Origin of the sequence: Wolbachia endosymbiont of Tribolium confusum (genome assembly GCF_020405475.1) — a bacterium.
Classification (GTDB): Bacteria; Pseudomonadota; Alphaproteobacteria; order Rickettsiales; family Anaplasmataceae; genus Wolbachia.
Genome location: NZ_JAIZNT010000006.1, coordinates 43791 through 56961 on the forward strand (window position 1 = coordinate 43791; position 13171 = coordinate 56961).

The 13171-nt window shown below is 33.9% G+C and carries 12 protein-coding genes and 2 pseudogenes; 7 read left to right on the top strand and 7 right to left on the bottom strand.

Features of this window, described 5'->3' with window-relative positions; genetic code table 11:
- The first annotated feature begins 7 nt into the window (after positions 1–7).
- The 5 genes and pseudogenes from LEM02_RS04600 (at position 8) to LEM02_RS04620 (ending at position 5283) form a co-directional block, all read left to right on the top strand.
- Positions 8–643: a TRP75-related protein gene (locus tag LEM02_RS04600; RefSeq protein ID WP_226080089.1), complete on the top strand. Its 636-nt coding sequence runs from the start codon at positions 8–10 to the stop codon at positions 641–643.
- Positions 644–659: 16 nt separating this feature from the next.
- Positions 660–1940, top strand: coding sequence for a flavodoxin-dependent (E)-4-hydroxy-3-methylbut-2-enyl-diphosphate synthase (gene ispG, locus LEM02_RS04605; protein ID WP_226080090.1), 1281 nt, complete (start codon positions 660–662; stop codon positions 1938–1940).
- 284 nt (positions 1941–2224) lie between these two features.
- The gene (locus tag LEM02_RS04610; RefSeq protein ID WP_255586165.1) at positions 2225–3439 is read left to right on the top strand and encodes an ankyrin repeat domain-containing protein; all 1215 of its coding nucleotides are present in this window, start codon (positions 2225–2227) and stop codon (positions 3437–3439) included.
- 135 nt (positions 3440–3574) lie between these two features.
- A pseudogene (locus LEM02_RS04615) lies at positions 3575–3875 on the top strand (IS5-like element ISWpi1 family transposase); the annotation flags it as partial.
- A gap of 175 nt (positions 3876–4050) precedes the next feature.
- Complete coding sequence (locus LEM02_RS04620) at positions 4051–5283, top strand: IS256 family transposase (RefSeq protein WP_226079221.1); 1233 nt, start codon at positions 4051–4053, stop codon at positions 5281–5283.
- 117 nt (positions 5284–5400) lie between these two features.
- Here the strand turns inward: LEM02_RS04620 and LEM02_RS04625 are convergent, their stop codons facing one another.
- Genes LEM02_RS04625 through secG form a run of 4 tightly spaced genes read right to left on the bottom strand, consistent with a single transcriptional unit; the run spans position 5401 to position 8086 of the window.
- Positions 5401–5808, bottom strand: coding sequence for a nucleoside deaminase (locus LEM02_RS04625; RefSeq protein ID WP_010404879.1), 408 nt, complete (start codon positions 5806–5808; stop codon positions 5401–5403).
- A 17-nt stretch (positions 5809–5825) separates the two neighbouring features.
- Positions 5826–6119: a hypothetical protein gene (locus tag LEM02_RS04630; RefSeq protein WP_226080091.1), complete on the bottom strand. Its 294-nt coding sequence runs from the start codon at positions 6117–6119 to the stop codon at positions 5826–5828.
- A 39-nt stretch (positions 6120–6158) separates the two neighbouring features.
- A complete protein-coding gene (locus LEM02_RS04635) occupies positions 6159–7766 on the bottom strand; it encodes a CTP synthase (protein ID WP_226080092.1) in 1608 nt (535 codons plus the stop codon).
- Positions 7766–8086 carry a preprotein translocase subunit SecG gene (gene secG / locus LEM02_RS04640; RefSeq protein WP_226080093.1) on the bottom strand — a complete coding sequence of 107 codons (321 nt, stop codon included), beginning with the start codon at positions 8084–8086 and terminating at the stop codon, positions 7766–7768. Before secG ends, LEM02_RS04635 begins: the two co-directional genes overlap by 1 nt.
- A 116-nt stretch (positions 8087–8202) precedes the next feature.
- On the opposite strand from secG, the gene LEM02_RS04645 reads away from it, so the two are divergent.
- Positions 8203–8727 carry a gamma carbonic anhydrase family protein gene (locus tag LEM02_RS04645; protein ID WP_226080096.1) on the top strand — a complete coding sequence of 175 codons (525 nt, stop codon included), beginning with the start codon at positions 8203–8205 and terminating at the stop codon, positions 8725–8727.
- On the opposite strand, the gene LEM02_RS04650 is transcribed toward LEM02_RS04645, so the two are convergent.
- Together LEM02_RS04650 and LEM02_RS04655 are read right to left on the bottom strand one after the other, a co-directional pair.
- Positions 8717–9757 (bottom strand): hypothetical protein, encoded by a 1041-nt coding sequence (locus LEM02_RS04650; RefSeq protein WP_226080104.1) that lies wholly within the window; start codon positions 9755–9757, stop codon positions 8717–8719. The two genes, LEM02_RS04645 and LEM02_RS04650, sit on opposite strands and share 11 nt — an antisense overlap.
- A gap of 227 nt (positions 9758–9984) precedes the next feature.
- Positions 9985–10731, bottom strand: coding sequence for a hypothetical protein (locus tag LEM02_RS04655; RefSeq protein ID WP_226080106.1), 747 nt, complete (start codon positions 10729–10731; stop codon positions 9985–9987).
- A gap of 213 nt (positions 10732–10944) precedes the next feature.
- Here LEM02_RS04655 and LEM02_RS04660 point away from each other — a divergent pair.
- Positions 10945–11098, top strand: a pseudogene (locus LEM02_RS04660) (IS481 family transposase); the annotation flags it as partial.
- 256 nt (positions 11099–11354) lie between these two features.
- Here the strand turns inward: LEM02_RS04660 and glmS are convergent.
- Positions 11355–13166 carry a glutamine--fructose-6-phosphate transaminase (isomerizing) gene (gene glmS, locus LEM02_RS04665; RefSeq protein ID WP_226080107.1) on the bottom strand — a complete coding sequence of 604 codons (1812 nt, stop codon included), beginning with the start codon at positions 13164–13166 and terminating at the stop codon, positions 11355–11357.
- Positions 13167–13171 lie beyond the last annotated feature (5 nt).

The window sequence follows — 13171 nt, forward strand, 5'->3', positions numbered from 1 at the left end:
CTATAGTATGCTTAAGATCTTTTCTAAAGTTTTATTTATATTAATACTTTTGGTTTCTAGTTTCTTTACTGTACATAATGTTGAAGCTAAGTCTAAAGTGAAGCTTAGTAAAAGGTACATACCTCCTGGTAATCCTGGTGGTACAAATTTTCATGCAGATGAGGAATTTGCTGATTCATATAAACTATATGAAAAGCGTAGGGAGATTCTCAAGAAAAGAAAGTTACAAGGTCAAACTAATGTTAACGTAAATAAAGAAGATCTAATCAAAAAATTAAAAGAAAAAAAAATTGCTAGCCTTGATAACAAGCCAAACAACGTGGGAGCTTGCATAGTTGAAGATGGGGAGGATGCTATGATCAATCAGCATGGTATTAATCTTGCACGTTTAAAGGGTGCTGTATTTATAGATCAAGAGCCAGTTTCTCAGCATGAAAGTAAGCAGCATAAAAGTGAACAACAAAAAGGGAAAAAAGTTACTTCAACACGAGAAAAAAAAGTTTCCCCTATAAATGTTACTATAAAAGAAACTCCATCAAGAAGAACGTGCTCTCATGATTCTATTACTGATCTAAATAGAACACCACAGCATAGTTTAAATGGTTCAAGTTCATTTGGCAGCGTAGTTGACACAGTAAAATAGTGTCACGATTAATAATATGCTAGATAGAGAACTGACATTGAGTGATGATGCATATGAGTCATCGCCGGTTTCCAGGCATAAAACTCATACTGTAAAAGTTGGACAAGTGAAGATAGGTGGAAATAATCCTATAGTTGTTCAATCCATGGCACTTGGTGCACATATAGATTCTGACAACATAAAAAGCAGTGCTCAGAAATATGCAAAAGAAGTAGTAGAACTAGCGCATGCAGGTTCAGAGTTGGTGCGAATTGCTTTGAACTCAGAGGAAGTAGCAAAAGCAATACCTTATATAGTAGAGGAAATAAATAAAGAAGGCTTTGATGGTAAGATATTAGTAGGCTGTGGACAATATGAGCTCTACAGGTTGATTCAGGATTATCCAGACAACATTAAAATTCTGGGTAAAATTAGGATAAATCCAGGTAATATAGGCTTTGGTGATAAACGTGATGAAAAATTTGAAAAAATTATAGAGTATGCAATAACGCATGATCTTCCTGTCAGAATTGGAGTAAATTGGGGTAGTCTTGATAAGTACCTTTCACAAAAATTGATGGATGAAAACTCCTTGTCTAGTAATCCAAAAGCTTCTGATGTTATATTACGTAAGACGCTTGTAATGTCTGCTCTTGGTAGTGCAAAAAAAGCTGAAAAGATTGGCCTTAATGCAGAGAAAATAATCATTTCATGTAAAGTCAGTAGAGTGCAAGATTTAATTTTAGTTTATACTGCACTTGCAAAATCTTCCAATTATGCGCTGCATTTGGGTTTAACCGAAGCTGGTATGGGTAATAAAGGCATAATAAATACCACAGCAGGGCTTACTTATTTATTGCAAAATGGTATTGGAGACACTATCCGGGCTTCTTTAACTCAGCGCCCTGGTGAATCACGCACTAATGAGGTGGTAGTATGTCAGGAAATACTGCAGTCTATAGGTTTGCGCTACTTTAACCCTCAGGTGAGTTCATGTCCTGGTTGTGGACGCACAAGTAGCGATCGTTTTCGTATATTAACTAAGGAAGTAAATGGCTACATAAAAACTCATATGCCGATATGGAAGAAAAATAATCCTGGTGTAGAGTATATGAAAGTTGCTGTTATGGGATGCATAGTAAATGGTCCTGGAGAGAGCAAACATGCAAATCTGGGGATCAGCCTGCCTGGGTATGGAGAAAAACCTGTTTCAGCAGTCTACAAAGACGGCAAATATTTCAAAACTTTACAAGGTGATAATATTTTTGAAGAATTTAAGGAAATTATTAGTGATTATGTGGAGAAGCATTACACATAAGCCTTTCACAAGTTTGTACTTAGACTACATTCTGTAAATTAAATGCAAAAATGGTATCTATTGAGTGGATGTCAAATTAGACAATAAAGAACGCCAATTTAAAAACTAGATAGTATCTGACAGGGTTCCTTTTGCCTTTTTTCTATTTGAGAAATTTTTTAATATTGAGATTGACTCTAAGTAGTATAGAGATGTTATTCCAGTATCAAGGACTGAAGTTTCCTGATCTACAATATTTGTACAGTTATGAAATAGACGTAATTTGACATAAAAAGCTTTACTTTTTGAAATTTTGGGTTACGTTCAATTTAACATATTTCAGTGGGGAATGTATTGTAAGTAGAAAGGAAGCTTTAAAAATATTAGGTTTTGAATCAAGCGATGCGCCCAGTGAACAAGAAATTAAATCAGCGTATAGAAAATTAGCCTTGAAATATCATCCTGATAAACATTCAGAAGCTGTAAAGAAACAAAATGAGGAGAAATTTAAAAAGCTAGGTACTGCATATGAATTTCTCACTAAGGAAAATATAGAAGGGGTTAAAAATCTAACTGACGAAAATTTAAATGAAATTAATTCACCTGGAGATTTGAGGTTTTACTTATATAGAGCTCTATATAATCAGGATATAAAGTTTCTTGAAAAGCTTTTTTCCAAATTCAAAAGCAGTAAAGATGGAAGATTTGGTGATTACATCAATGAAGAACTTATTTGTATTTACTTTCCATTATCTATTGCTTTAATGCAAGCTAAAGATTCAAGAAATTATAGTATTTTGAAACTTCTTTTAGAAAATGGTGCTGATCCTAATATAAAGCTATTACATAATGAAGCTTCGTTATACTATTATAGGGTTCTCGATGACAGCAGAATTGTAGAGTTATTGTTACAATATGGTGCTGATTCTAATATGTTAGATAGAAATAGTAAAAATCCGTTGTTTAAAGCGTTTTTTTGTGATGATGATCATACTATGGAAATACTTTTGAAATATGGTACTAATCCTAATATGTTAGATGAAAATGGTCGAGGTCCATTATATCAAGCAATCAATTGTGACAACGATAAACGCGAAAAATATGTAGAGTTGCTTCTAAAGTATGGTGCAGATCCTAATCAGAAGGTTAATGGCTCCAGAGTTATAGAGTGTGCTCCATATTTCACTAATAATGGTGTAATGAATTTGATTAAAACGCTTACTCTGCCATACGTTAACAATGATAAAGTTAAAAGGTTGATGGCTGAATACGGTGGAGTTGATAGACGTTATCTACGTGATCAAACGATACTGACTTGTTGTTGCTTAATCGTCGCTTCTGCTACTTTTTTTAGTATAGCTTCTCCTTTGCGCTATGTACCGACAGTAATATTTGCACTTGCTGCATGTTTTTTTATTAAAAATGCTGTACATGCTGCATTTTTTGCAAAAGAACCTTCTACTGAGTTTATCGAAGCTAGAGCTTGTCCAGAGATTAGTAAAAGAGGCTATAATATCTAAAGTTTTAGTACTGGGTAAAGATGAGAAAAAAGCATCTAGCAGACCTAAGTCAAAGGGAATGGACAAGAATAAAAAGCTACTCCAGAGTATCATACAGGAAAGTAAGAAAAAATATACTATAGTTAAAAAAATGTGATGGGATACCAAGGAGAAAATTTAAAAAATCATATAAAGGAAGAATATGGTATGGATATTGAGATTGTCAAAAGGCCTTCATGTAGGTTCTAAGTCAACAGAGACACACCGCCTTAGCTACTACCAATGAGGGGTTTGAAGTACAGCCAAGAAGGTGTGTTGTAGAAAGGACTTTTGCTTTAGGAATAGAAGACTATCGAAAGAATAAGATTTACTCACTGAAAATTTCATATATCTGGCTATGAGTAGAGTTATGTTAAGGAGAGAAATATGCTTGAGTTTATCAGGGAGTGTTAAATAAACTGTGTCAAACCACATTTTTAGCTCAACTGAATTTTCAATCTGTTGGGAAAGAAAATATCGAGCTGAGATATAGTTAATGCCCAATTAGGCAAAGCCATTACCGGGAGTGTTAAATAAACTGTGTCAAACCAAGAAATAAAAATATAATTGATATAAAAAAATGGAGGTTTGACATGAGTCAAGTAAACAGAACTACCGGTTTGGTAGACTATAAAGAACTGGAAGCAAATATTCTATCATCGATAAGAGAAGGAAGGCCGCTGACGGGAAGAGATGGAGCATTAACACCGTTTATAAAAAGGTTGCTAGAGGCAAGTCTGGAAGGTGAAATAGAAAGCCACATGTCAGCTAAAAGTGAAGAAAATAACCGAAGAAATGGGAGAAACGCAAAAACTTTACGCACGAGTGGAGGCTCATTTGAGTTGTTAACACCTAGAGACAGGGAAGGAAGCTTTGAACCCCAAATAGTTAGAAAAAGACAAACAAGCCTACATCCAGAACTTGAAGCAAAGGTCTTAAGCACATTTGCCAGTGGCATGGGATACAGAGATATAGCGTCACATATTGAGGAAATTTACGATCACAAAATATCGGCGGCAGAGATATCAAGTATTACTGACAAACTGCTACCAGTAATCAACGAATGGCGTAGTCGTCCGCTGCAGTCTGTATATCCGATAGTTTTCATGGACGGAATATTTTTTAAAGTCAAGGAGGACGGGCATTGTGTAAGTAAATGTATGTATAATATATTAGGTATAGATCAAAATGGCAGAAAAGAAGTATTAGGTTTTTATTTAGCTGAAAGTGAAGGAGCTAACTTCTGGTTGGGAGTACTAAATGATCTCAAAGAGAGAGGAGTGGAAGATATTCTAATTGCATGTGTAGATGGGCTAAAAAGCTTTCCTGCAGCAATAAACGGTGTGTTCCCTAATGCAGAAGTGCAGATGTGTATAGTGCATCAGATACGTAACTCACTGAAGTATGTAGCTAGTAAAGATGCAAAGAGTTTTTTGAGTGATTTAAAGAAGGTATATCAAGCTTCAAGTAAGGAAATTGCCGAGAATTATCTGTTGGAATTAGATGAAAAATGGGGCACAAAGTACCCTATGGTTATAAAATCTTGGCAGAATAATTGGGAAAACCTATCTGGTTATTTTAAGTATTCCGATCCAGTTAGGAGGATAATCTATACTACTAATCCCATAGAGGGGCTACATAGGCAAATTAGGAAATTCACCAAAACCAAGGGCTCATTTACCAACACAAACGCCTTGTACAAACAGGTATATTGTGCTATAAAAAAAGTAGAGCAAAAATGGGTAATGGCTTTGCCTAATTGGGCATTAACTATATCTCAGCTCGATATTTTCTTTCCCAACAGATTGAAAATTCAGTTGAGCTAAAAATGTGGTTTGACACAGTTTATTTAACACTCCCAAACCAGTGCTTCTTTTCATCCCACTTCCATGCGGCTAAACCCTTTTCATAATCTCCTATCTATCATTTCTTAAACTACTCCCCTAAGTTCTCAATTTCTCAAAGAAATCTTTTAACAAAAGAGAACATTTTGTTTCTAATATTCCACCATAAACTTCAGGTATGTGGTTACAGAATTGAAATATTCTAGTGCCGTTTTCAACTCCTCCACCTTTGGGATTGTAAGCCCCGAAGTACAGACGTTTAATTTTTGCAAAAGAGATAGCTTGAGCGCACATCGGACACGGCTCTAACGTTACGTACATTTCAGCTTCATAAAGCGTGGAAGTTGAAAATGCTTGTCTAATTGTTAACATTTCTGCATGTGCAGTTGGATCATTAGATATATTGTGTGCAGAGGAGATGATATTGTTTCCATTAACTATTACAGCACCTATTGGCACTTCGCCATCTTTCTGAGCAAGTTTTGCTTGCTCTATGGCAAGTTCCATGTATTGGTACTTAAACATTAGGTGCTTGGGTAAATATAATTTTCTTTTTTTGGCTTTTTTATTTTTTCTAGGTTATAGAATTCACTAAGGACTATTGTCCTTTTTACAAGGCTATCTATTTCTCGCTTTAAATATTTTTTTATTTCTTCTACCGATTTTAGTTCGTTTATAGCTACAACTACTTCTTCCATTATATCCTCTATAATTTGATCCTCCTCTAATTTATATATTATTTGTTCTACATGCCTATTCAATTCCTCGAAGGTCGCAGATCCATATGTAATGCTATCTTTACTATTTCTTAGTAACATTTTTTACCCCTCTATTAGAATATAGTTTATTAAGTTCTATTAAACTCTATTGTCAATAGCTGCCTTAATAAATGATGTAAAGAGAGGATGAGGAGAAAATGGTCTTGATTGAAATTCTGGATGAAATTGCACACCAATAAACCATGAGTGATTTTTTAGCTCCACTGCCTCTATGCATGTTTTATCTTCTGATATACCACTGCATATCATTCCATTCTCTTCTAAGTTATTTTTATAATCTAAATTAACTATATATCTGTGTCTGTGTCTTTCTGAAATAGTGACACTACTATACACATTTGCCATTTTTGAATTTGGACTTACATTACACTTGTATGTTCCAAGTCTCATGGTTCCACCAAGATCAACGTTCTTACCATCAGCGAGCTTGATGATTGGGTGTTTGCAAGTATAAAATTCTTCAGAGTGTACATCTTCAAGCTTAATAACGTTACGAGCAAATTCAATCACTGCAAGCTGCATACCAAGACATATTCCTAAAAAAGGAATGTTATTTACACGGGCATAGTTTATTGCTAATATTTTACCTTCTATTCCATTATCACCAAATCCTCCTGGAACAAGGACTGAATTAGAGCTTTGTAATTTTTCTCTGATAAACTTTGCATCTATAAATTTTCCATTCTCTTCTCTTGAGTTGACCCAATTTATCTTCACTCTAGCTTTATTACTAATTGCACCATGGTTTAATGCTTCAATCAATGATTTATATGCGTCAGGAAATTCAGTATATTTTCCTACTATGGAAACGATAACTTCTTGTGTTGGATGTCTCATAGAGTGTACTATTTGGTCCCATTCAGGTAAGCTTGGTTTTGGCTTACTTAAGTGAAAGTGATCCAAAATTTGTGTCCCGAGCCCACATTGATTATACAAGGACGGTAACTCATATATATGGTTTACATCAGGAGCAGGTATTACGTTATATAAAGAAACATTGCAAAGATTGGCTATCTTTTCTTTTTGATTATCAGAAATTTCTTTTTCACTGCGACATAATATAATATCTGGTTGTAACCCCGCAGAGTTTAACTCTCGAACTGAATGCTGTGTCGGTTTTGTCTTTAATTCTTGTGCTGCAGTGAGATATGGTATTAAAGTTAAGTGAATAAGGATAACTTTTTGCTTTCCTAGTTTATAATTAACTTGGCGTATAGCTTCCAAAAACGGTTGGCTTTCAATATCACCTACGGTTCCGCCTATTTCGCATATTACAAAATCTAAATCTTCTGTACCATTAAAAATGAAAGATTTGATTAAATCTGTCACATGAGGAATGATTTGCACAGTTTTGCCTAGATAATCACCACACCTTTCCTTCTTTAATAATTTATTATATACTTTACCAGTTGTTATATTGTCGTCCTTGGTTGCTTTAATTTTAGTAAAACGCTCGTAATGTCCAAGGTCTAAATCAGTTTCAGCACCATCCTCAGTAACAAATACTTCCCCGTGCTGAGCTGGGTTCATTGTTCCAGGATCAATGTTGAGATATGGGTCAAGCTTTCTGATGCGAATATTGAATCCATGAGCTTGAAGAAGTGCTCCCACACTTGAAGCAACTAAACCCTTACCAAGTGATGAAACAACTCCACCTGTAACAAAGATAAACTTGGTTTCTTTCATTAATTTTCAAATGGAACAGAAGTTGATTGGCCTTCTTGCTTCTTTTCTGATATAATCTTCTCTGCAATTGATTTTTTATGTACATCTTTTGAACATAATCCTGATAGTAACAGTGTATTTACAATGAATAGTCCAGCAACTATAGAAGTTATTCTACTGAGTGGATTTTCAGAAGACTTTACCGGAATTATTGAATTCATTCCCTGTTGTGAATTACTAAAGCCACTTAATGAACTACTTCCAGGTGGCTGCAGGAGCACTAAAATTACCAATACAACAACTAATATTATTTGAAGTACACTAAGTACTGTTACTGACATTATGAATAGAGCTAAAAATAGAGATTTTAGGAGCATAAGGATCATAAGTCAAGAATATCTTTACCCGAGTAACTTGACTACTGGAATCCAAGTATGTATTAAACCTTATTTAAATTATGAGCTATCACATTTTAAAATACAAAGATTATGAACCAAAAATGGATGAAAGTTCTTTTATCGCAGATGGTGTGCGTATCATAGGTAACGTTGAAATAGGAAGGAATGCGAGTATCTGGTTTAATTGTGTGATCAGAGGAGATGTTGGATCAATCAAAATAGGTGATGAAACGAATATTCAAGATGGTACCGTAATTCATGTAGATAGAAATCCAGGCGGTGACACGATTATTGGTAGTATGGTGACGGTTGGACATTTTTGTGTGTTACATGCATGCACGATACATGATAAAGCATTTATTGGTATGGGCTCTATTATAATGGATCATGCGATTGTGGAGTCTGAAGCTATGGTAGCTGCTGGTTCACTGGTGACACATGGAAAAGTGATAAAAAGTGGTGAAGTATGGGCTGGCAGGCCAGCACAATTCTTCAAAAAGATGTCAAATGAAGAAATAAAACATATTACACAATCTGCACAAAATTATATCATGCTGATGAAAGAATATAAGGCTATATGCTAGGTTGAGAAATCTTCAGCTCTGATGCACATTCTACGTTAACTACTTCAAAAATTTCTTCAACTATAGAATGCTTATCAATATAAGGCTCAATCACTTTTTCAACTCTAGTTTGCTTATCAATATGCTGATTAATAAAACTACCTCTAACTAGAATATCCTTTATTGGCCAGTTTGTTTCTGTTGGAGTACCTGATAGCATAGCTGCATATTGTGCTTTTGCTGATTTTAGAGAAAAAGACATAGTATTGTTTAAGTTAAGAAAGAAATTTACACGACTCCTGCAGTATTCAAGCGATTTGCCCACTGGATAATCTGGTATTTCACCTACAACCTTTCTTATTAGCCAATTGCTCTCTTTGGTAAGTATGCTTGCTTCTTTTGGAACTTGTAGCGGTATTATAATATCATTGCTAATTCTATTTTCTTCTTGAGAAAAAAGTTCAGTGTATGCTCCTTTTTTACTGTGTTTCTCAAAGTACTTAGGAAAATACATATTAAGGTATTCAGAATTTAGCTCTATACGATTTTTCTGGTCATCCTCTAGAGTAAATGTATATTTACCACCATTTTGCTTAAGCTCGCACAATTTAAATTTACTAAGGTCAGAGTCTGGAAATGGCTTTTCAATTTCAAAAGCAAGTGTAAGAGTGTGCGTTGTGTGATCAAATTCATTTTTTTCTTGTAGACCATCTTGTAGACTATAGTACTTATTTTTTTCGTATTCCTTTTTTTCTCTATTAGCATTAACTTCCTGTTCATCAAAACTTTCAACAGCATAAAAAAATTCTTCTTCGTCTAGCTCTTCTCCTGTTAGAGCATCCTCAAACACATCCTGCTCATCCTCTAAATCAATCTCATTACCTTTCGTTTCTATTTTATTCTCTATACTTATTTTTTTTGTATGATCATTTCCATTGCTAGCAGTTGTTTGATGATGTGTATCGTTAGTTTGAAAAAAGCTCTTTACTTTTGATATTAAGCTAATCCATGAAAGTCTGACTTGATTAAGTAGCCATTTAAAACTCTTCATTGTTTTACTCCAACCTAATTACTAAAAATTGTAACAGAATAAATTAAATATGTCAATAAGATACACAAATTGTACTAACTGGGAATTAGTGGCAGCACTTAACATCTATGTAAATTTTGACATAGATGTTTTCTGCATTTTAACCAAATCAGTAAGGAGAACACCATTGATATTCTCCTTTTAGAAGCAACTTGAATAAAACTGATAAAGTTTGAATTAAAGTGTGATTAGGAAAGTGAGTGATGAGCACTCTTTATTTGGACTTCTTTTGATTCATCTATTTTAGTATTAGGTCTTAGTGTTGCGTATGTAGCACCACCAGCTACGAGTGCAGATGCTGTAGCTGTGATAATTATTGCTAACATACTTAGTCTAGTTGTGTGCTGAAGTATAGTATTTGCTATCAGTCCAACAGCAAGACCAACACCAATAACAGCAGTGTACAACATTGTCGGGTTCGCATTAGATGTATAGCTTACTAACTCTTTGTAATACTCTTCTGATTCTTTCTTTATGCCCTTGAGCTTATTTAGATCTTCTTCTTCTATTTTAGCATTTAATTCTAGTTTATTACATAATTCTTGCATTTCTTTTACTTGTTTTTCTAATTTTTTAAAAAAATTTATTATTTTTGTTCCTTGTAATTTTATTATTGTTTCCTTAAGTAGTAACGTTGATATTGGCATTGCTATTTCTTCTATCTCTTTTTCTGTTTTCCTTTCCAATTCCACTACTTTTTCTATTCTTTCGTCTGATATTTCAGTATCTTTTTTTAGTTCTATTTCAAACTTTCTTTTTTTTAACTCTGATTTTGCTTCTTGTAATGATTCTAATGCATTCCATAGCTTTTCACCAGAATTCTGACTCCGTTTTGGTGACATAAACTGACTGCCTTTGAACTTTTTTGGCGACATAGGCTGATTTTTACTATTTTTGAGCTTTTTTGAGTTTTCACCAGCACTTACTTTAGCCATAATAAACCTCACATATTAAATAATGCTATTACATAATATCTTTAAAGCTCAATGTCAAATAGTATCTTTACATAATATAACTCATAAACAGAAAATTTTAGTATAAATTGCCATATTTACTTTGTGCTATGGTTTGAGGTAGAATAACAACTTGCTTCAAATATGGAAAGGCAGTACAACTCTATAATCAAGTTACTGAACTCTCATTTACTCCTCTTTTTTTGTAAAACAATCTACAATTCATTAGAAGATCTTCAGATAGACGTTGATCATTGGTTGCGTTTTTACAGTGAGATAAGACCTCATTCTAGTAAATATTGTTATGGCGATGTAGACTTTCCTGAATAGAAAACATATTGCTTTTTAGAAAAATATTAGTAGCATTACATAAGAGACTGATATTAGTTTTCAATTTTTCTGTTAGTTAATTCTTGCTTGCTAGGTTAAGCTGTGTCTGGTAACCATAATGGCAAATCTTGTTAATCTGAGGCGTGGATTTTAGCCTCTCTCATCCTTACATTAGTTACATATTCTTTCGCAGAGGGCTAATGAATTTATTAGTAAAATTCAGTAATTTATAACTGACAATTAGAGCTGTTAATTAGCAACTCACTTTAAATAAGTTACTCAACTGTGACAGATTTAGCTAAATTTCTCGGACAATCTACATCTAACCCTTTTTTTTCTGCAATAGAATAAGCAAGAAATTGCATAGCAACACTGTAGATAATTGGAGAAACAAAATTGTCAACTTCTGGAAGTTGCACCACATCTATGCAAATTCCCTTTAAGAGCGATGCTCCTTGCTTATCACTAAAGGCAATTACTTTACCTTTTCTTGCAATAATCTCTTGTATATTGGATAGCGTTTTAAAGAATAAATTATCGTAAGGAATAATTGCGATAACAAGTACAGTAGAGTCTATCAAAGCGATAGAACCGTGCTTCATTTCTCCCGCTGCAATACCAATTGTGTTGATATATGAAAGCTCTTTTATCTTCAATGCACCTTCCATTGCAACTCCATATGAGCTTCCTCTCCCAATTATAATTATATTATTGTGCTCTAATATACTGCCTGATATATGTTGTATTTCCATCACATTCAAAACATGCTCAACATGTTCGGGAATAGAATTAATAGCACCGCTTAGTTCCTTTATCCTCTCTCTACCCAGTATACCTTTTATTTTTCCAAGCTCTACAGCAAAGCATGCTAAAATTGCAAGCTGCGTAGAAAAGGTTTTTGTCGAAGCAACACCAATCTCAGGTCCAGCAAGAGTATGCAATACAATATCTGAGGCTTTTTCTATGCTGCTATTAAATGTATTAATTATGCTAATGATCATTTGTTTCTGCAATCTCGCATAACGTAGTGCTTCCATAGTATCTGCAGTTTCACCAGATTGAGAAATGAATAAGCCAATACTACCTTCTTCGAGCTTGACGCTGCTATACCTAAATTCTGATGAGATTTCTAGATATACCCGAATTTGAGCAATACTTTCCAGCCAACACTTTGCTATTAGTCCAGCAAAATAGGATGAACCGCATCCAACTATAGTAATGTAACCTAGTTCAGAAAATAATTCTTTGTTGATTTCTTTATATTGTTTATAAAATTGATTTATTGTTTTGTTTAATGCATACGGTTGCTCAAAAATTTCTTTTAGCATAAAGCTAGGGTAACCATTTTTACTAATTAGAAAATTTCTTGGACTGCTGTTTTCTGTTCTGCGTTTAACTTGTATACCATTATTATATATACTGAATTCGTTAGATTTTATTACTGCAATATCATTATCTTCTAAATGCAATATTTTTTCTACAAATGAACTCAAAGTATTAGTATCAGAAGCAGCAAACACTTTATTATAGTTATATCCTATTGCCAAAGGTAAATTTCTTTTCGCAACGAACAAAGCATCTGGATATTCTGCAAATAATAGAACCAAAGCAAATGAACCTTGTAAGTTGTTTAGACACTTAAATATAGAATCAACTGGTGATAACCCTTCATCAAGATATGAAGTTAATATGTTTGGTATCACTTCTGTATCAGTATCGGTGTGGAAAGATACTCCCTTTTCCTCCAGATCCTTTTTTAATATATTGTAATTTTCAATTATGCCATTATGAGCAACAACAACATTATTTATATAAATGGGATGAGCATTTTTAAGATTTGGAGCTCCATGCGTAGCCCAACGAGTATGTGCTATACCAACTTTGCTACTAGATATCTTGCTCTCATGAACAACTTCACACAATCTTTCAACTTTACCTTCTGATTTTTTGACTTCTATCTTACCTCTATTATTTATAATTGCTATACCTGAAGAGTCATACCCTCTGTATTCCAATTTTTGCAACGCGGTTAGTAAAGTTGGTATTACTGAATCACCGCTACTTACTATACCTAATATTCCACACACTTCTT

Coding starts and splice junctions, on each gene's coding strand:
- LEM02_RS04650 (WP_226080104.1), bottom strand. CDS start 9,757: ATGAAGAGTTTTAAATGGCTACTTAATCAAGTCAGACTTTCATGGATT.
- LEM02_RS04625 (WP_010404879.1), bottom strand. CDS start 5,808: ATGGAACTTGCCATAGAGCAAGCAAAACTTGCTCAGAAAGATGGCGAA.
- LEM02_RS04600 (WP_226080089.1), top strand. CDS start 8: ATGCTTAAGATCTTTTCTAAAGTTTTATTTATATTAATACTTTTGGTT.
- LEM02_RS04635 (WP_226080092.1), bottom strand. CDS start 7,766: ATGAAAGAAACCAAGTTTATCTTTGTTACAGGTGGAGTTGTTTCATCA.
- LEM02_RS04655 (WP_226080106.1), bottom strand. CDS start 10,731: ATGGCTAAAGTAAGTGCTGGTGAAAACTCAAAAAAGCTCAAAAATAGT.
- secG (WP_226080093.1), bottom strand. CDS start 8,086: ATGTCAGTAACAGTACTTAGTGTACTTCAAATAATATTAGTTGTTGTA.
- LEM02_RS04630 (WP_226080091.1), bottom strand. CDS start 6,119: ATGTTACTAAGAAATAGTAAAGATAGCATTACATATGGATCTGCGACC.
- ispG (WP_226080090.1), top strand. CDS start 660: ATGCTAGATAGAGAACTGACATTGAGTGATGATGCATATGAGTCATCG.
- LEM02_RS04645 (WP_226080096.1), top strand. CDS start 8,203: ATGAGCTATCACATTTTAAAATACAAAGATTATGAACCAAAAATGGAT.
- LEM02_RS04620 (WP_226079221.1), top strand. CDS start 4,051: ATGAGTCAAGTAAACAGAACTACCGGTTTGGTAGACTATAAAGAACTG.